This is a genomic window from Pseudomonas sp. BN415 (assembly GCF_029871195.1).
Taxonomy (GTDB): domain Bacteria; phylum Pseudomonadota; class Gammaproteobacteria; order Pseudomonadales; family Pseudomonadaceae; genus Metapseudomonas; species Metapseudomonas resinovorans.
In genome coordinates this window covers 21,820-40,195 of sequence record NZ_SSOK01000029.1, presented here as the reverse complement: position 1 = coordinate 40,195, position 18,376 = coordinate 21,820, and the positions used below count along the sequence as shown (strand labels likewise).

The 18,376-nt window shown below is 64.8% G+C and carries 20 protein-coding genes; 5 read left to right on the top strand and 15 right to left on the bottom strand.

What is annotated here, in order from left to right; genetic code table 11:
• Position 1: 1 nt before the first annotated feature.
• From E8F20_RS08615 to E8F20_RS08605, 3 genes are read right to left on the bottom strand one after another with little or no spacing between them, the layout of a single operon-like run.
• Positions 2-202, bottom strand: a complete 201-nt coding sequence (locus tag E8F20_RS08615) for a DUF1656 domain-containing protein (RefSeq protein ID WP_280283383.1) — start codon at positions 200-202, stop codon at positions 2-4.
• Positions 192-2,429 (bottom strand): FUSC family protein, encoded by a 2,238-nt coding sequence (locus E8F20_RS08610; RefSeq protein ID WP_280283382.1) that lies wholly within the window; start codon positions 2,427-2,429, stop codon positions 192-194. The genes E8F20_RS08615 and E8F20_RS08610 overlap by 11 nt, the downstream gene beginning before the upstream one ends.
• Before the next feature lie 9 nt (positions 2,430-2,438).
• Positions 2,439-3,947, bottom strand: coding sequence for an efflux transporter outer membrane subunit (locus tag E8F20_RS08605; protein WP_280283381.1), 1,509 nt, complete (start codon positions 3,945-3,947; stop codon positions 2,439-2,441).
• Between the two features lie 178 nt (positions 3,948-4,125).
• Between E8F20_RS08605 and E8F20_RS08600 the strand changes: the two genes are divergently transcribed.
• Positions 4,126-5,079, top strand: a complete 954-nt coding sequence (locus E8F20_RS08600) for a LysR family transcriptional regulator (RefSeq protein ID WP_280283380.1) — start codon at positions 4,126-4,128, stop codon at positions 5,077-5,079.
• A 3-nt stretch (positions 5,080-5,082) separates the two neighbouring features.
• On the opposite strand, the gene E8F20_RS08595 is transcribed toward E8F20_RS08600, so the two are convergent.
• Positions 5,083-6,000: a LysR family transcriptional regulator gene (locus E8F20_RS08595; protein WP_280283379.1), complete on the bottom strand. Its 918-nt coding sequence runs from the start codon at positions 5,998-6,000 to the stop codon at positions 5,083-5,085.
• 122 nt (positions 6,001-6,122) lie between these two features.
• On the opposite strand from E8F20_RS08595, the gene E8F20_RS08590 reads away from it, so the two are divergent.
• A complete protein-coding gene (locus tag E8F20_RS08590; protein ID WP_280283378.1) occupies positions 6,123-6,722 on the top strand; it encodes a short chain dehydrogenase in 600 nt (199 codons plus the stop codon).
• Positions 6,723-6,728: 6 nt separating this feature from the next.
• Here E8F20_RS08590 and E8F20_RS08585 read toward each other — a convergent pair whose 3' ends face one another.
• Positions 6,729-7,124, bottom strand: coding sequence for a DUF488 domain-containing protein (locus E8F20_RS08585; RefSeq protein ID WP_280283377.1), 396 nt, complete (start codon positions 7,122-7,124; stop codon positions 6,729-6,731).
• 69 nt (positions 7,125-7,193) lie between these two features.
• On the opposite strand from E8F20_RS08585, the gene E8F20_RS08580 reads away from it, so the two are divergent.
• Positions 7,194-7,865, top strand: coding sequence for a hypothetical protein (locus tag E8F20_RS08580; protein WP_280283376.1), 672 nt, complete (start codon positions 7,194-7,196; stop codon positions 7,863-7,865).
• A 71-nt stretch (positions 7,866-7,936) separates the two neighbouring features.
• Positions 7,937-8,935: a type I glyceraldehyde-3-phosphate dehydrogenase gene (gene gap / locus E8F20_RS08575; RefSeq protein ID WP_280283375.1), complete on the top strand. Its 999-nt coding sequence runs from the start codon at positions 7,937-7,939 to the stop codon at positions 8,933-8,935.
• 115 nt (positions 8,936-9,050) lie between these two features.
• Here the strand turns inward: gap and E8F20_RS08570 are convergent, their stop codons facing one another.
• The 8 genes from E8F20_RS08570 to E8F20_RS08535 form a co-directional block, all read right to left on the bottom strand.
• Positions 9,051-9,956: a DMT family transporter gene (locus E8F20_RS08570; protein WP_280283374.1), complete on the bottom strand. Its 906-nt coding sequence runs from the start codon at positions 9,954-9,956 to the stop codon at positions 9,051-9,053.
• A gap of 84 nt (positions 9,957-10,040) precedes the next feature.
• Entirely contained in the window at positions 10,041-10,388 is a 348-nt protein-coding gene (locus E8F20_RS08565; protein WP_280283373.1) for a Na+/H+ antiporter subunit G, read from the bottom strand.
• A complete protein-coding gene (locus E8F20_RS08560) occupies positions 10,385-10,654 on the bottom strand; it encodes a K+/H+ antiporter subunit F (protein ID WP_028631008.1) in 270 nt (89 codons plus the stop codon). The genes E8F20_RS08565 and E8F20_RS08560 overlap by 4 nt, the downstream gene beginning before the upstream one ends.
• Positions 10,639-11,139, bottom strand: coding sequence for a Na+/H+ antiporter subunit E (locus E8F20_RS08555; RefSeq protein WP_280283372.1), 501 nt, complete (start codon positions 11,137-11,139; stop codon positions 10,639-10,641). Before E8F20_RS08555 ends, E8F20_RS08560 begins: the two co-directional genes overlap by 16 nt.
• Positions 11,136-12,635 (bottom strand): monovalent cation/H+ antiporter subunit D, encoded by a 1,500-nt coding sequence (locus tag E8F20_RS08550; protein ID WP_280283371.1) that lies wholly within the window; start codon positions 12,633-12,635, stop codon positions 11,136-11,138. Before E8F20_RS08550 ends, E8F20_RS08555 begins: the two co-directional genes overlap by 4 nt.
• Positions 12,632-12,967 carry a Na+/H+ antiporter subunit C gene (locus E8F20_RS08545; protein ID WP_028631011.1) on the bottom strand — a complete coding sequence of 112 codons (336 nt, stop codon included), beginning with the start codon at positions 12,965-12,967 and terminating at the stop codon, positions 12,632-12,634. The genes E8F20_RS08550 and E8F20_RS08545 overlap by 4 nt, the downstream gene beginning before the upstream one ends.
• On the bottom strand, positions 12,967-15,762 hold the full coding sequence (locus E8F20_RS08540) for a monovalent cation/H+ antiporter subunit A (RefSeq protein ID WP_280283370.1): 2,796 nt from the start codon (positions 15,760-15,762) through the stop codon (positions 12,967-12,969). The genes E8F20_RS08545 and E8F20_RS08540 overlap by 1 nt, the downstream gene beginning before the upstream one ends.
• A 231-nt stretch (positions 15,763-15,993) precedes the next feature.
• Complete coding sequence (locus tag E8F20_RS08535; RefSeq protein ID WP_028631013.1) at positions 15,994-16,458, bottom strand: membrane protein; 465 nt, start codon at positions 16,456-16,458, stop codon at positions 15,994-15,996.
• Between the two features lie 157 nt (positions 16,459-16,615).
• Between E8F20_RS08535 and E8F20_RS08530 the strand changes: the two genes are divergently transcribed.
• A complete protein-coding gene (locus E8F20_RS08530) occupies positions 16,616-16,855 on the top strand; it encodes a hypothetical protein (RefSeq protein WP_280283369.1) in 240 nt (79 codons plus the stop codon).
• A gap of 6 nt (positions 16,856-16,861) precedes the next feature.
• Here the strand turns inward: E8F20_RS08530 and pdxH are convergent, their stop codons facing one another.
• On the bottom strand, positions 16,862-17,509 hold the full coding sequence (gene pdxH, locus E8F20_RS08525; protein WP_280283368.1) for a pyridoxamine 5'-phosphate oxidase: 648 nt from the start codon (positions 17,507-17,509) through the stop codon (positions 16,862-16,864).
• Between the two features lie 48 nt (positions 17,510-17,557).
• A complete protein-coding gene (locus E8F20_RS08520; protein WP_280283367.1) occupies positions 17,558-18,277 on the bottom strand; it encodes an OmpA family protein in 720 nt (239 codons plus the stop codon).
• Positions 18,278-18,376 lie beyond the last annotated feature (99 nt).

Genomic DNA, 18,376 nt, shown 5'->3' with positions numbered 1-18,376 from the left:
CTCAACGGTAGATGGTCAGCGCCAGGGCGCCATACAGGCAGGTGAACAGGCCGACGCGCAGCAGCGCCGGGTGCCAGGCGTGGCGATACAGGCCGCACCAAGCGAACAGGCGGTCCAGACCCCAGCCCAACAGGAAGGTGACCAGGAACAGCAGGGTCAGGCTCGGCATGTAGACGCCGTGCAGGGCGAGTTCACGCGGCATGGGCGACTCCTTGCAGAAGGACCGGTGCTTCATCACCGGCCAGTGGGTTCTGCGGGTCCAGCAGCGAGCTGCGGATGAAGTGCAGGTAGCTTTGCAAGCGCCGCAAGGGCGAGGTATCGAACTGCGGTGCACAGGGCTCGGCGGTGTTGCGCACGCTGTCGATGGCCATTTCCACCGCTGCCAGGGCGCGCTGGCGATTGGTTTCCGAAGGCTGGATGAACAGGCGTGCGAGGGCTCGGCCCATGGCGCGGATGGCGTTGCGCCAGGGCATGGATTCGGCATAGCAGGACAGCGCCGGCAGCCGCGCCTGCTCCAGGCGCAGTTCGATCACCGCATGCCCTACTTCCTGCACCAGGAACATCCAGCGCAGCAGCTGGCGCTGCACGTCCGGGCGTCCGGCGGAATACAGATAAGCCTGGTTCAGCAGGTCGCGGGTGCCGCTTTCAAAACCGGACACCAGCCCCTTCATCCGGCCACTGACGGCACGCACCACGCACATGCGCAGGTCGCGCTCCAGGCGGCGCCAGAGCCAGGGCCGGTTGGGCGGCAGGAGCAGGGCAGCAGCGGCGGTAGCCAACGCCATGGAGAGCACTGAGGCAAGGTACTCGTTGAGCACCCGGTGGGGGTCGAACAGGGTCTGGTTGGCCGGCATCGAGGTCATGCTGAACCACACCAGCAGACCCAGGCCGGCGCCAGCCAGCTGCGGCCGCGCCAGCAGGAAAGCACCGAGGGCGACCACCGGCGCCAGGGCGCAGCAGAGCAGCGCGAATCCGTCGATTTCGGGCAACACGCAGAAGGTCAGAATGATGCCCAGGCAAGCGCCGGCGGTCGCACCCAGGGTGAGTTGCAGCGACAGTCGCCTGGGGTTGGACGAGGAAGACGCCAGCGCGGAAACCATGCCGATGGTCATGGCGAAGGTGCCGCCGCTGGGCCAGGCAGTAGCCATCCAGAACACGCTGAGCGACAAGATCAGCAGGCTACTGCGCAGGCCCGCCACGGCTGCGGCCACGGCATTGGCGCGCGGCTGGAAGTTTTCTTTCCACTGCTCGCGGACGTGGTGATCGTCCAGCAACGAAGCGTGGGTCTGGGCGTAGTTGTGCAGGTCGTCGGCGAAGCGGTAGAGCAACTCAGCAGCGGTGTCGTAGTCCAGCCTCTGGGCTTCACTGGGCTGCTGCATGGCAAGCTGCGCGCGGCCGTTGCGGATCAACTGCATCAGTTCCTGCTTGCAGACCTCCAGGCGGATGGCGAGCTGCGCCGCGTCGGCCTCGCTGCTCAGGCGGTCGCGCAACGGCGCCAGCAGCCGTGAGACTTCCGCCAGGCAAGGCTGCAAGACCTGCAGCACGGCGTCTGCGCAGGAGCCAGCTCTGCTGGCGAACGCTTCCGGCTCCGTGCCTTCGCGAGCAGAGCTCGCTCCTACATCAGGTGCCGGCGCGTTGGCCAGGCGCCGCAGCAACTGGTGCAGGCCGTGGAAGCGGGTGGATAGCACCATGAACTCGTTGTTCAGGCGCGCCAGGCGGCCGCTGCGCATGCGCATGTGCGGGTCTTCGAAGGCCGTGGCGCTGCGCATGTTTTCCAGGCTCACGGCGGCCGCTGCGAAGCGCGCATTGCTGGCATCGAAACGCGTACTGTCCAGCCCACCAGCCAGCCCTTCGCAGGCAAAGGCGGCGAAGTCGCGAAAGCGCCCGTGCAGGGTGTTGCGCAGGTCGGTGCGGGTGCTCTGCGGCAGGATCAGGCCATTGACGAGGCCGGTGCAAAGGATGCCCAGGCTGATCTCCAGCACGCGCCAGAGGGCGAGCATGAAGGCGTCGTCCGGGTGGGTGGTGGCTGGCAGGCCGATCATCACTGCCGTGTAGCCGGCCAGCACGCAGGCGTAGCCACGGAAGTCGCGATAGCGTGCGGCCCCTGCGGTGCACAGGCCGATCCAGATGGCCAGGCAGAGCATGAACAGCACCCGCTCCTGATTGAACAAGGCGATCAGCGTAACCATCACCGCCAGTCCCAGGAGGGTGCCGATGATCCGGTAGAAACTCTTGGCCAGGACGTGTCCGCTCTGCGGCTGCATGACGATGAACACGGTCACCAGCACGGTGCCCGGTTGTGGCAGTTCCAGGCGATAAGCCAGCCAGAGGGCGAGGAAGGCGGTGAGCAGCGCCTTGAAGATGAAGGCCCAGGTCAGGCCGTCACTGCGCGCCCAATCGGCCAGCGCGCGGTTGAAGGATTGCACCATGAAGGGTCCTCAGGGCTTGGGGAGAAAGCGCAGGCGCGGTTCCTGGGGTGCCAGGCTGGCGTCGCTCGGACCGACCGGCTCGGGCAGCGCGCCGCCGCCCAGGGCCAACAGCAGGTCGGCCTGGGCACTGAGCGAGGCCGCGCGTACCCGCTGTTGCTGGAGCTGGCGCTGGAACAGGGTGGGTTGGGTATCCAGCACGGCGTCGAAGCCGGTGAGGCCTCGCTGCTGGGCCAGCAAGGCGAGGTCGCAGGTTTTCTGTGCGGCAGCCACTGCCTTGGCGGCGAGTGCCTGCTGTTGGCGCAGCGATTTGATCCGCACCAGCGCGTCGGCCACCTGTTGCAGGGCGCTAACCAGCGTCTGGTTGTAGTGCTCCACCGCCAGGTCGTACTCGGCGGCGGCCGCGCCCAGTTGGCCACGGCGCAGTCCGCCATCGAACATCGGCAGGCTGAGGGCCGGACCGAGGTTGTAGGTGAGCTTGTCGTAACGCAGGAAATCCAGCACGCCGCCCTGGGTGGCGTTGGAACCGATGCCGCCCAACAGATTGACGTTAGGGTAGAAGCCAGCCTTGGCGAACTCTATACCCCGGGCCTGCGCCGCCACCTGCCAGCGACTGGCGACCAGGTCGGGCCGGCGCCCGAGCAGTTCCAGCGGCAGCTGCGCCGGCAGGCCGGGCAGGCGTTGCAGATCAAGGGTCGGTCGTTGCAGGCGCTCGCCCTTCCCCGGCCCGTTGCCGGCCAGGGCGGCGAGCTGGTTGCGGGTGAGCGCGATGGATTCGTTCAGCGCATCGATCTGCCGATGGGTTTCCGGCAAGGGCGCCTCGGCGCGGCTGATTTCCAACCGCGTGCCGATGCCGTCCCGCAATCGCCGCTCAGCCAGGCGCAGGATGTGTTCCTGCTGTGCAAGGCTGGCCTGGGCAATGTCTCTTTCCCCATGGAGCAGCGCCAGGCGGATGTAGCTGCGCACCAGGTTGCCCTGCAACTCCAGTGCGGCCAGGCGCGCGTCGGCCACCGTCACCCGGGCCTGGTCCAACGCCTGGTGACTGCGGCTGCGCTCGCGCCCCCAGAGGTCGAGGTCATAGGAAAAGCCCAGCAGGCTGGTGTTGTCCCAGCTGGTAGTGCGGGCGAGCTCACCGGGGCCGTAGAAGTAGTCGTCGGGCCAGCGCTTGCGATGCAGGTTGGCGTCGAGGTTCACCTGCGGCTGCTCGGCCGACTCCACCACCCCGGCCAGAGCACGGGCCAGGCGCACGCGGGCAGCGGCCATCGCCAGGCTGGGGCTGTCCGCCAGGGCCTGGTCCATCCAGGCATTCAATTGCGGGTCGCCATAGGCACGCCACCACTGGGCACGGGGCCAGGCGGCCTCCTGCTGGGCGCGACGAATCGCCGAGCCGGGGTCCAGTTGGGCAACGTCCAGGCGTTCGGCCTGGGAGGCGATGCCCTGACTATCGATGCAAGCGGAAAGGAGAGAAACGACGGCGAACAGACTGGCGCGGGCGACGCCGGGCCAAGGATTGCGGTGCACTGCGGCATATCCTGAATGCTGGGTAGCCAGACACGGGGCCTGGATCGGCGGCGATTCTAGAGATGGGACAAGCGAAGGATAAGGCGACGGATAGATGAAGGATTGTGTACTAAATCAGCCATAATCAACCGACACACTTCGTGACAAAATTTACCCCCCTTTCGGGCCAGGACCCTCCATGGACATCCTCTTCAACATGCGCGCCTTCGTCTGTGTGGCGGAGACCGGCAGCTTTACCGCCGCTGCCCAGCGCATGGATCTCACCACCTCGTACATTTCCCGCGCGGTGGCGACCCTCGAAACCCATCTGCGCACCCGCCTGCTGCACCGCACGACCCGTCGAATCGCCCTGACCGAAGCCGGCCAGCGCTACCTGCTGCGCTGCGAGCAGATCCTCGGCTACATCGAGGAAGCCGAAGCGGAAGCCAGCGAGGCCCATGCACGGCCGGTAGGCAACCTGAAGGTGCATGCCATGACCGGCATCGGCCAGCACTACCTGATCAAGGCCATCGCCCAGTACAGCGAAAAGTACCCGGACGTGAGCTTCGACCTGACCCTGGCCAACCGCACCACCGATATCCTCGACGAGGGCTACGACATTTCCGTGGTAATCGCCCAGGAGCTGCCGGATTCGGGCTTCATCTCCAAGCAGCTCGGCACCACCTACAGCGTGCTCTGCGCCTCCCCCGGCTACATCGAGAAGCACGGGGCTCCACGCATGCCTTCAGATCTGTCGAAGCACCGCTGCCTGCGCCTGGTGAACAACGTGATGTCCCTGGACAAGTGGCTGTTCGAAGGCCCGGACGGCCAAGAGATGGTCAGCGTCAACCAGACCCCCTTCCAGGTGAACACGGCAGACGCCATGACCGAGGCGATCAAGGCCGGCATGGGTGTCGGCGTGCTGCCGGTGTACTCGGCCATCAGCGGGCTGAAGGACGGCAGCCTGGTGCGCGTGCTGCCCAACCACAATCTGTTCCCTCTGGGCATCTACGCCCTTTACCCGTCGCGGCAGTTCCTCGACGCAAAGATCCGCACCTGGGTGGAGTTTCTCCGCGAGTTCGTCCCGGAACGGGTCGAGGCGGATGAGAGAGCGGTAGCGGAATTCAGCCTGAGGTTGGGTGCGCGCGGGTAGCCCCTACAGATTCCCCGCCTGGTCCAGCATCCGGCGGCTGCGTTCGAACCAGGCCAGCAGGTAGTCCGCCAGTACCTGCGTGCGCCGAGGCAGGCCACCTTGCCAGGGGTGGACCAGGAACACCGGGGTCTGTCGCGTCTGGCAGTCGCGCAGCAGCCACACCAGTCGGCCGTCGGCCAGTTCGTCGTAGATCATGTAAGACGGCAACCGCGCGATACCGGCCGACGACATGGCCGCCTTTTTCAGCAGGCTGTAGTGGTTGCTGGCCAGCGCCCCGGCCACCTTGACCCGCTCCAGTTGGTGCTGGCGGTGGTAGAGCCATTCCTCGAAGCCGCTGTAGTGGGTATTCAAAAGGCACTGATGATGAGCAAGGTCCGCCGGCTGTTGGGGTTCGCCATGGGCCACGAGGTAAGCCAGCGTGGCGCAAGTGATTTCCTGCAGGGAGAACAGCGGCTTGGCCACCAGTCTCTCGTCCACATCCATGCCGGAACGGATGGCCAGGTCGAAGCCGTCGGCCACCAGATCGCGATAACCGTTGTGCAGGTCCAGCTCGATGCGGATCTGCGGGTACTGGCGGGTGAAATCCAGCAGCAACGCATCGAAGAAGGTTTCGCCAAGGGACACCGGCAACGTCAGCCGCACGCAGCCGGCCAGGTCCTCCTGCAGGCGACGTACCGACTGCCGTGCGCGCTCGGCCTGAGCGGCCAGGGCCTGCGCTTCCGGCAATAACGCAGCGCCGGCAGCGGTCAGGTCCAGGCGCCGGGTGGTGCGATACAACAGGGCGGCGCCCAGCCCTTGTTCCAGCAGGCGAATGCGCTTGGACAACTGGCCCTTGCTGCAGCCCAGGCGCTCCGATGCCGCCGTGAAACTACCCGCGTCCATCAGCACTGCGAAGGCAGCCAGATCGTCCAGCTCGCTCATGGGAAATACCGTTCCATTGTTTCCATTTGAAAACCAACGTTTTCCAATTACATGGATTATCGACCAAAGTCGGCACTCTACACTGAACCGGTCATCCCCTCCCTCACACAGGAACCGCTCCTATGAAAATCATCCTCGTCGGTGCCAGCGGCACCATCGGCCAGGCCATCGAGCAGGAACTCAAGGAACGCCACGAGATCATCCGCGTCGGCCGCAGCAGCGGTGACCAGCAGGCGGATATCACCGACCCGGCGTCGATCCGTCGCTTGTTCGAGCAGGTCGGCCCCTTCGATGCGCTGATCAGCGCCGCCGGCAAGGTGCATTTCGGTGCCCTGGCGGAGATGGGCGAAGCCGAGTTCGCCGTCGGCCTGAAAGACAAACTGATGGGCCAGGTCAATCTGGTGCTGATCGGTCGCGAGTTCGCCAACGACGGCGCCTCGTTCACCCTCACTTCCGGGGTGCTGAGCCACGATCCAATCCGCTACGGCGCCTCGGCCAGCATGGTCAACGGCGCCATCGATTCCTTCGTGCGCAGCGCAGCACTGGAACTGCCACGCGGCATGCGCATCAACAGCGTCAGCCCCACAGTGGTCGAGGAAGCCCTGCCGGGCTACGGGCCCTACTTCCGCGGCTACAAGGCGGTACCGGCCGCCGACGCGGCGCTGGCCTATGCCAAGAGCGCGGAAGGCGCGCAGACGGGGCAGATTTACCGGGTCTGGTAATGGCCGCTACAGCCCGCCGGCGTAACACACCGGCGAGCTGGGTGGGCCGCCGCGCTCCAGCTCTTCTTCGAGAAATTCCGCCAGCACCCGGGCGTTGTTGTGCGCTTCGTCCCTGGCGGCGTAGAGGAGCGTCAGGTTGCCCGCGCGCGCCATCGCCAGCAGCCCTTGCCAGGACTCGGGGTGAGCGGCCAGCTCGGCGCGGTAGAGCAGGCGGAATTCATCGAACAGCTCCGGGTCATGGCAGAACTGCTTGCGCAGTGTGTCCGACGGCGCCACCTCCTTCAGCCAGGCCGACAGCCCCAGGGATTCCTTGCGACAGCCCCGCGGCCATAGACGGTCCACCAGCACGCGGTGGCCATCAGTGGATAGCACCGTTTCATACACGCGCTTGCACTGGATCATTCGCCCTCTCCACCCTTGAGCTGGGCGTCCTGCACCGGTAACGTGGCCGCTCCCTGAAGGAGACCCGTGATGCGCTTTGCCCGCCCCCTGCTATTCAGCCTCTTGCCTCTCTTCGGCGCTTGCCAGATGTTCGCCGAGAAAGCCCCCGCCCCCGCCGCCAATCTGGTGCGCTTGCAGGGTGAGCTGAGCGTAGACGCCGGCCAGGTGATGTTCAGCCCCTGTGGCGAGAAACGCCGTTTTACCCTGGTGGACAGCGGCGCCACCGGTCTGCTGCCTGAGGCGGCCAACCTCTCTGCGGACGGCCCAGGCACACTGTTCGCGGACATTCGCGCCAGCATGGGATCGACCAGTGTGCAAGGCGCCGACGGCCAGTTGGCCCTGCATACCCTCTACCGCCTTCAGCGCGAAGGTCATGGCTGCGAAGACCTCAACTTCAAGCGCCTGCTGTTGCGCGCCAGCGGCCATGAGCCGGACTGGAGTGTCAGCGTCAGCGGCAAGGGCCTTGTGCTCAACCGCCCCGGCCAACCCTCCCTGGCCCTGCCCTACATGGAAGAACAGCTGCCAGACGGTCGCTTCAACCTGTCCAGCGAGGCCAACGGCCAGCGCCTCGAGCTCTGGGTAGCACCACAACGCTGCGTCGACAGCATGAGCGGCGCGGTTCAGCACCTGACCGCCGAGTTGCGCCTGGACGGCGAACCGCAGCGTGGCTGTGCGTCTTTCGGCGGCGCCCGCAACGACTGAGGCCCTGCAGCGACTCCTCGCTTGTCCTTCATCGCTAAGCTGAGTGAAGGACAACCGGAAAGGAGTACACCATGCTGCGTATCGCCCTGAATGGATATGGGCGCATCGGTCGCGCGTTGGTTCGTGCGCTGTTCGAGCGGGGTCTCGACCAGCGCCTGCGCATCGAAGCCATCAACGACCTCGGTGACTTCGAGTCACTCGCCCACCTCACCCGCTTTGACTCCACGTTCGGCCGCTTTCCCGGCCATGTCGCACTGCATGACGAACGCCTGCAAGTGAACAACCAGATCATCCACCTGCTGCGCGAACGCGACCCGGTGAACCTGCCGTGGGACCAACTGGGCGTAGACCTGGTGCTGGAGTGCTCGGGCAAGATGAAGAAGCGCGCGCAGGTGGAGCAGCACCTGACCGCTGGCGCGCCGCGGGTACTGCTGTCCCACCCGCTGGACAGCGCTGACCTGACGGTGGTTTACGGGATCAACCACGAGCAGCTGGGCAGCCAGCAGATCGTCTCGAACGCATCCTGCACGACCAACTGCCTGGCACCTCTGGCCATGCTGCTGCACCGCGAAGTGGGTATTCGCAGCGGCCTGGTGACCACGGTGCACGCCTACACCAACGACCAGAGCCTGCTCGACAAAAGCCACGGCGACCTGTACCGGGCGCGCGCTGCGGCCGTGTCCATGATTCCCACCAGCACCGGCGCGGCCAAGGCCATCGGCCTGGTCCTGCCGGAACTGGCCGGCCGCCTGGATGGCCTGGCGGTGCGTGTGCCGACGCCGAACGTGTCGCTGCTGGACCTTACGTTCATTGCCGAACGCCTAACCAGCCGCGAGGCAATCAATGCCGCCCTGGAGGCAGGTGCCCGCGAGTTGCTGCCAGGGGTGATGGAGTGCAACGCGCTGCCACTGGTGTCCAGCGACTTCAATGGCTACCCGACGTCCTGCGTGGTGGACCTCAATCACACCCGTGTACAGGGTGACCTGGTGAAGGTGCTGGCCTGGTACGACAACGAATGGGCCTTCGCCAACCGTATGCTGGACGTGGTGGTGGCCTGGCTGAATCCCTAGCGTGGGGTCCAGTGACAGAGCGTGGTGCGGAGTGAGCCGTTGGGCCGCCGGGCCGGATGGTCAACGGTCGACACTTCGCGAGGGCCAGCCGCGCGTTTGCGGCTGTTCAAGGCAATCAATCCAGCACCCCGGCCGGCGTCGGGGATGCGCTTCTCCATTGGCTCAGCGCCACCCCGGCAAAGACCAGGCCGGCGGCGAGCATCTGCATGCTCGTCAGGCGCTCACCGAGCAGCCCCCAGGCGAAGACCAGGGTAAACACCGGGATCAGGTTGATGAATCCCGTGGCCTGGCTGGCCGGCAGACGCGATACGCCAAAGTTGTAGAGACCGTAGGCGCCCACCGTGACTACGGTGCCGAGGTAGATCATGGCGCCGATACCCATCGGGCTGACGGACTCCGGCAACGGCGAGGTGATCCAGGCCAGGGGCAGGAAGAAAACGCTGCCGATGAGCGCCTGCAGAGCGGTAAGAAGGAAGGCCGAGTAACGCGACGACAGGTGTTTGAGCAGCAGGGTGTAGCCGGTGGCGCAAAGCATTGCAAGGAACTCATAGAAGTTACCCAGCAGTGGCTGAGGTGCATGGCCATCGGACTCACTGGCCAGGCTCAGCCAGACCGCGCCAACCACAGCGAGGAGGAAACCGGCCAGGGTGCTGCGGGTGATGCGTTCATGCAGCAGCGCGTAGGCCCCCACCGCCACCAGCAGCGGCAATAGCGCCGTAATCATCCCGGCCTGGGAAGCGCTGGTGTGCTGCAGCGCCAGGGCTTCGAAGATGAAGTAGAGGCAGGGCTCGCAAGCGGCCAGGCCGAGCAGGTACTTCCAGTCACCGGGGCGGTAGTCGAGGGCTCCGCGCCAACGCCAGGCCGCCAGGAAGACCAGACTCCCCAGGGCCATTCGGGCAAAGATCACCCAGTGCGGCGCGACTTCCTGGAAGGCCAGCTTGAGGGCGATGAAGGAGCTGCCCCAGAGCGCCATGGCCAGCACCAGGCACGCCACCGCCACCGGTCGACCTTGCTGCACCATGCTTCACCTCCGGAGGAAAAGCGTCAGTCTAGGCGGCAGCTCGCAAGGCCAGACAGGCACAGCAAGCGGGAAAAACTGTAGCGCTCACTGGTTCCAGGGTTTGCCACGAGTCTTCTGGTCCAGGGGCAACTGCTGCAGGACCGCGGCCTTGGCCAGCATGTAGGCGCTGACCGGGGCGCTGATGAACAGGAACAGGCTGATCAGCAGTTCGTGCAGGCTCAATCCATCGGCATCGGCAGAGAAGAACACCAGCGACGCAACCACCACGCCGCCCACCCCCAGGGTGGTGGCCTTGGTCGGGCCATGCAGACGCATGAAGAAGTCCGGCAGGCGATACAGGCCGAAGGCGCCAATCAGCACGAAGGCACTGCCGAGCAGCAACAGCGTGGATACGAGTACTTCCGCCCAGAGGGACAAGGGTTCGCCACTCATTCGATGATGTCTCCGCGCAGCATGTACTTGGCCACTGCCACGGTGCTGACGAAGCCGAGCACCGCGATCAGCAGCGCCACCTCAAAGAACAGGTCGCTGCCCTTCCAGATGCCATAGAGCATCAGCAAGGCAATGGCGTTGATGTAGAGGGTGTCCAGTGCCAGCACGCGATCCGGCAGGCAGGGTCCCTTGATGAGCCGGGCCAGGGCCAGCAACAGCGCCAGGCCAAGCATGGCCAGGCAAAGCGGTATCACGTAGGCGAGCATGGGAAGATCTCCTTCAGCGGCGCCTCGTAGCGCGACTTGATCCCGGCCACCATGGCGGCCTTGTCCGGCACGTCGAGGCCATGCACCAGCAGGGTGCGGCGATCGGCGCTGAGGTCGGCCGCCAGTGAACCCGGCGTCAGGGACACCACGCTCACCAGCACACTGATGGCCACTTCGTTGTCCAGTTCGATGGGCACCTCGACGAAAGCTGGACGCAGTGCCTCGACGCGCCCCAGTGTCAGCCGCGCCACCTGGAAGTTGGCCACCAGCACATCACCCATCACCATCAGCAGGAAACGCATCAGCTTGAGCGGGTGCCAGCGCTTGGGCCGCTCGATCAGCAGCGGCTGGAAACAGAACGGAATCAGCCAACCGAGGAAGGCGCCCAGCAGCCAGTGGCCGAAGGCGAAGGAATCCACCAGCAGCAGCCACACGAACAGCAGCAACAGGCTCTCGGCGGGGTGAGGCAAGAGTCGACGCATCATGCTCCGGCCTCCTCGAGAATCGCGCGATAGAGGTCCAGGTCATGCAACTGCAACGCGCTGGCCTGAACGTAATCCATCAGCGGCTGGGCAAAGGCGACCAGTACCAGGCTGCCAGCCAGCAGCAACAGGGCCGCGAACAGCCGGCCACTATCCAGTTCGGCACTGCCGAGCACCTGATGGCCGGTGCGCCAGAACAGGGTGCTACCCGCGCGGCTCAAAGCCACCAGGCTGACGAACCCACCGATCAACAGCACGCTCCACAACGGCAGCGCCCCGCTACCCGGGAGCACGGCCTGTAGCAGCAAGAGCTTGGCGAAGAAACCCGACAACGGCGGCAGGCCTGCTACGGCGATGGCGCCGAAGAAGAAGGCCGCCCCCAGGATGCCCGGATTCTGCAGCGCCGGGCCCTGGACAAGGTTGCCGGCCTTGACGCCACGCTGGCGACTGACCAGGTCGGCGAGGAGGAACAATGCCCCCGCCACCCAGGTGCTGTGCAGCAGATAGAAGAGCGCCGCTCCCTGCGCCTCGGGCGTGCCCAGGGCAATGGCCGCCAGCAGTGTACCGGCGGACACCACCACCAGGTAGGCCAGCAGTCCCTGCAGGGTGGTAGCGGCCAGCGCACCCAGGGCGCCGAGGATCACCGTGGCCAACGCCAGCGGCCAGAGCCAGGGCTGGGCCAGGTTGGCCAGCTCGCCGGCACCGGGGCCGAATACCAGGCTGTAGACGCGCAGGATGGAGTAGATGCCGACCTTGGTCATGATCGCGAACAGTGCAGCCACCGGCGCGCTGGCCGCGGCATAAGCTCGCGGTAGCCAGAAATACAGCGGCAGCAGCGCCGCCTTGAGAGCAAAGACCAGCAGCAGTACCAGCCCAGCGGCGGCCAGGACCGGGGTGTTCTCCGGCCCGGCAGCGGCCACCTGGCGAGCCATGTCGGCCATGTTCAGGGTGCCGGTGATGCCATAGAGGGCGCCCACCGCAATCAGGAACAGCGCCGAACCGGCGAGGTTGAGGATCACGTAGTGCATCCCTGCCCTCACCCGCTCGCCACCACCGCCGTGCAGCAGCAGCGAGTAAGAGGCAATCAGCAGGATCTCGAAGAATACGAACAGGTTGAACAGATCGCCGGTCAGGAAGGCTCCGTTGATCCCCAGCAGCTGGAACTGGAACAGCGCATGAAAGCGCAGGCCGATGCGGTCGTCGCCACGCACGGCGTAGAGCACCGCGGCGCTGGCCAGCACGGCGGTGGCCAGCAGCATCAGCGCAGCCAGGCGGTCGAGCATCAACACGATGCCGAATGGCGGCTGCCAACTGCCCAGCGCGTAGACGCGCAATTGGCCATCGCCGGCCTGTTGCATCAGCTGTAGCGCCAGCGGCACCAGGGCCAGGGTGGCGAGTGCGGAGAGGCTGCGCTTCAAGCGCTCATTGGACGGCAGCACCAGCAGCAGCGCGCCGGTGAACAGGGGAATCAGGATGGGCAGGATCGTCAGGTGAGTCATGGCGCCGACTCCTCGTCGGTGCGACCGTCGACGTGATCGCTGCCCAGATCGCCAACGCCGCGCAGGGCCAGCACCACCACGAAGGCAGTCATGGCGAAGCCGATGACGATTGCGGTTAGCACCAGGGCCTGGGGAACCGGGTCGGCGTACTGCACGTCACGCCCAAGCACCGCGGCCTCACCGACCAGGCGCCCCATCGCGAAGAGGAACAGATTGACGGCATAGGACAGCAGGGTCAGCCCCAGGACCACGGGAAAGGTCCGGCCCCGCAGCAGCAGGTAGACACCACTGGTGGTAAGCAGGCCGAGGGTTACGGCGAACAGCGCCTCCATCAGTGAATCTCCTTGATCGCTGCGGGAGCCAGGCTCACCCGCCCCAGATTGACCAGCACCAGCAGGGTGGCACCGACAACGGTCAGATAGACACCCAGGTCGAACAGCATGGCGGTGGCCAGTTCGAATTCTCCAACCAGCGGCAGTTCGAAATGACCGAAGGCGGACGTGAGGAAATTGCGCCCGAAGAACCAGCTACCGAGGCCGGTGAGGGCGGCGATCAGAACACCTACGCCAGTCATGCGCTGGTAATCCAGTGACAGGCGTTGTTCCACCCAGGCGATGCCGCTGGCGATGTACTGCAGCACCAACGCTACGGCGGTGACCAACCCGGCGATGAATCCACCGCCCGGCAGGTTGTGCCCGCGCAGGAAGATGAACACCGAGATCAGCAGCGCCAGCGGCAGCAGGAGGCGCGACAGGGTTTCGAGGATCAGCGGGTGCTTGGCGTGAGCCCATCGGCGTCCCTGGGGATCACAGGTGGGGTTGGTCAAGTGCATGCCTGAGAGCATGGCGAAGATGCCCACGGCGGCAATGGCCAGGACGGTGATCTCGCCCAGCGTGTCGAAGCCGCGGAAATCCACCAGTATCACGTTGACGACGTTGGTGCCGCCTCCGCCTGACACGCTGTTGGCCAGGAAGAACCCGGCAATACCGTCATAGGGACGTGTCAGCACGGCGTAGGCCAGCAGCGCGACCATTACCCCGACACCGCAGGCCAGAACGAAGTCACGCAGGCCGCGCAGGCTGGAGCTTTCGCCCGGTGTTCGGGATGGCAGGTAATAGAGCGCCAGTATCAGCAGTACGAGTGTCACAACTTCTACGACCAACTGGGTCAGGGCCAGATCCGGGGCAGAAAAACGGGCGAAAGCCAAGGCGACCAGCAGACCGGCCACGCCGAGAACCATCAACGAAATCAGCCGCTGGCGGTGGAAGATCGCCGTCAACACGCCCGAGGCGGCCAGCACCACAAGCCCCAGGGCGGTAATGCCATCCAGTGGAGTCAGTGGGCGCTCGCCGGCTATCTGAGGCAGCGGCGCCAGGGACAGCGCCACCAGCACCACCGCGCTGCCCAGCAACCAGGCCAGGTAGCGTTGCAGGGAACCGTTTTCCAGGTATCCAGTAATCCAGCGGGCGGCCTGGGTGACACGCTGCACCTGCTGTTCGAACACTTCCTTGGCGTCGGTGTCGGGCAAATCGGCATACCAACGGAACAACGGTTTGCGCAACACGTAGACGAGCACGCCGCCGACCAGCGCCACCAGGCTCATGGCCAGCGGCAGGTTGAAGCCATGCCAGATCGCAAGGTCGTATTCCGGCAGCGTGCCACCGAGACTCGCGGAGGCTGCGGCGGCCAGTAACGGCGCCACCGTGTAGCCCGGCAGCATGCCAACCACCAGGCAGAGAAACACCAGGATTTCCACCGGCACCTTCATATAGCGCGGAGGTTCGTGGGGTGGGAACTTGGGCAGGGCCATCGGCTCGCCGTTGAAGAACACGTCATGGACGAAGCGCAGCGAGTAGGCCACCGAGAAGACCCCGGCCAGGGTCGCTGCCGCCGGCACCACCCAACTGAAACTGCCCAGCAGGTCCTGCTGCAGCGTTTCGCCGAAGAACATTTCCTTGCTGAGGAAGCCGTTGAGCAACGGCACACCAGCCATTGCGAGCGAGGCCACCATCGCCAGCACGGCCGTGTGCGGAAGGTACTTCCACAGCCCGTTAATCAGGCGCATGTCGCGGCTGCCGGTTTCGTGATCGATGATCCCTGCCGCCATGAAGAGCGAAGCCTTGAACGTGGCATGGTTGATGATGTGGAACACCGCCGCGACGTTGGACAACGGCGAGTCGAGACCGAACAACAAGGTGATCAGGCCCAGGTGGCTGATGGTCGAGTAGGCCAGCAAACCCTTGAGGTCATGCTGGAACAGCGCCATGCCGGCACCGAACAGCAACGTCGCCAGGCCGCTCAGGCTGACCAGATAGAACCAGAGGTCGGAACCGGCCAGCGCGGGGTAGAGGCGCGCCAGGAGGAACACGCCGGCCTTCACCATGGTGGCCGAGTGCAGGTAGGCCGACACCGGCGTGGGTGCCGCCATGGCGTGGGGCAGCCAGAAATGGAACGGGAACTGCGCGGACTTGGTAAACACGCCCAGCAACACCAGTACCAGGGCTACGGGGTAGAGGCTATGGGCGCGTATCTGCTCACCCGCGGCGAGCACCTGAGTCAGTTCGAAGCTACCCGCGATGTGTCCCACCAGCAGCACCCCGGCGAACAACGCCAGGCCACCGCCGCCTGTCACCGCCAGGGCCATGCGCGCGCCTTTACGCGCGTCGGAGCGATAGCCCCAGAAGCCGATCAGCAGGAACGACGACAAGCTGGTCAGCTCCCAGAACACCAGCATCAGCAGCAGGTTCTCGGACAGCACCACGCCGAGCATCGCGCCCATGAACAGCAACAGGAACGCGAAGAAGCGCCCCATGGGCTCTTCCTTCGTCAGGTAATAGCGGGCGTAAAGGATGACCAGCAGGCCGATGCCGAGAATAAGCAGGGCGAACAGGTAGCCCAGACCGTCAAGGCGCAAGCTGAAACTGAGGCCGAACCCCGGCAGCCAGGGCTGGACGAATGTCAGGGTATGGCCGGCGAAGATGCTGTCGGTCTGGGCCAACAGCAGGATGAGGCCGGTCAGTGGCACCAGCGCGGCAACACCCGCGCATACGGAACGGCCAAGGCGCTCGGCCAGTGGTGGAAACAGCGCCCCAAGAAAAGGCAGGGCGACAATGAGCGCCAGGATCATCCATATCTCCCCTAGGTCAGCGCCATTTCCTTCCAAGTCACGGAAATGGCAAGCGAAAAACCCAGCGATTATCCATTACTATCGATTCATCGCGATAGATTGAATTATTTCAAAACGCTAGTAACGCCGAATAGCGTCCAGACCAGAAGGCGACAGGCCAATGGCACTGTCGCCGTCTTTTTCGGGACTGGACGGGAACGAACAAGCTGTCCCGAATGGGACAGCTTAGCTTCAGTGGGCGACGCGGCTGGTGCCGTTGACCGTCAGAATGCGCACGCGCTCGCCAACGCGGAAGATTTCGTTGGGTTGGACTTCCTGGACATAGGCGCGCATCGAGCCATCGTCCTCACGTACGGTGATTTCTACACCCTGGGTACGGGTAATGCCCTCTTCAGCCGCAGCACCCAACAGGCCACCCGCGACCGCGCCAATCACCGCTGCAACCGCGCTGCCGCGGCCACCGCCGATGGTGCTGCCGCCAATACCGCCGACCACCGCGCCGGCACCGGCGCCGATTGGCGTCTTGGTACCTTCGATCTTCACCGGGCGCAGGGATTCGATCATGCCCATGCGCACGGTCTGCACTTGCCGGGCCTCGTCACGGGAATAGGTGTCACCGGTCAGGCTCGACTGACAGCCACCCAATGCCAGTGCCACTGCCGTGAAAGAGGCGACTAGCAGGACGGGTTTACGCATAGCATTTCCTCCAGGATTGAGTACCTGTCCATTAGACTCCGCGCCGCGGAGGCTGTCACTCGAACAGGCGAACTACTCAGGGTTCGTTCAGCTGGAATTCAACTTTCTGACAGCAGCCTAGGAATTTTCCCACGCCCATGTAACCCAAGGTTAGCCCATGGACTACTTCATCATCGTAATCACCACCGCAGCCGGCCTGTACTTCCATTGGTGGCTCTATGTGCGCATCAAGCGCTGGATGGATCGCGACCTCGCCTTGTCCTTGGCTGAAGGCGACAAGGCCAAGCAGGCCTTCATGCTGGAACAACTGGCGCTGGCGCGTGAGGCCGGTATCAAGCGGCGCCAGCTTCCGGATTGGCTGCGCCAGGCGGCCGATCGCTACCAGGCGCAGGACTGAGCCTATTCAGGGGGCCAGGCGCTCACGCACCCAGGCACCGTCGACAAGTCGATAGTTGAGGCGGTCGTGCAGGCGACTTGGCCGCCCCTGCCAGAACTCGATGCGCTCAGGCAGCAGGCGATAGCCGCCCCAATGCGGCGGACAACTGGGCGCCGTGTCGAGGAAACGTTGTTCGGTCTGCGCCAGTAGTGACTCAAGCTCGACACGATCGCTGATCACCCGGCTCTGCGGCGAAGCCCAGGCCCCCAGACGGCTGCCCAGCGGGCGCACCTGGTAATAGGCGTCGGATTCAGCTGGAGTCACCCGCTCTACCCTTCCCTCGATGCGCACCTGGCGCTCCAGGGCCGGCCAGAAAAAGGTCATGGCGGCAAAGGGGTTGGCCGAGAGCTGCTCGCCCTTGGCGCTGTCGTAATTGCTGAAGAAGGTGAAGCCACGCTCATCCAGGCCCTTGAGCAGCAACACCCGGCAATGGGGTCGGGCTTCGGCATCCACCGTGGCGAGGGTCATGGCATTGGGCTCGACTGGCAGTTGCTCGGTCTTCACCGCATCGCCAAACCAGCTCTGGAACAGGCTGAAAGGCTCGGCGGGAGCCTGCTCCTCGCTGAGCCCGTCACGGGTGTAGTCGCGGCGCATATCGGCCAGGGTCTGGGTCATGATTGGCAATCCTGTGTTCGGAAAGCCAATAGCTTACCCAAGCCCGGCCTACTTGGTTTGATCTGCCGCAACCACCTGCACGGCCTTGCCCGGCTGCACCGGCTTGGCCGGCGTGTTGTACTGGGCGAGCAGCGCAACCAGTGTGGATTGCGGCGTCAGGACCATCTCGACACGACGATTGAGCGAACGACCCTGCTGGCTGTCATTGGCCGCGCGAGGCATATCCGAACCCAGTCCCTTGAGAGAAAGGCGATCACGCTGCAAGCCGCTCAGGCGGAAGATGGCGGCCACGGACTGGGCACGCTCCTGGCTGATCTTGCGGTTGGTTTCATCCTTGCCGGAGGTATCGGCGTGGCCGAGCACCAGCACCGCGGTCTTGGGATCGCCTTCCACCAGCTTGGCCACCCGGGTAATCGGGCCCAGGGTAACGGGCAGGAGCATGCTCGGGCGATCCGGATTGAACGATGGGTCAACCGGCAGGATCACCACCAGCACGTTCTCGCGGCGCTCCACTTCCAACTTGCTGTCTTTCGCGGCTTCACGCAGGCGCGGTTCGTACTGGTCGAGCCATGCCTGGGTGGCCTTGACGTCCACCTTGGCCACCTTCGGTGCCTTGGCTTTTGCTTCACCGCCAAACGGCCACCACCCGTGGCTGCCAGAAGCAACCTTCTCGGGTTGGGCGGGGGCTTCGGCCTTCTGGTGGCCAAGCATGCTGCAACCGGACGCAGACATGCAGAGGATCAAGGTGGATATCTTGAACAGCTTCATGGGCAGGATTCCGTAGTCGCTGAAGGCCGCACGCCAACACGGGGGTGATGGCGATTTAATTTCACAATCTGGCTTAAATTCTGGCGGCAAGCCTTTAAT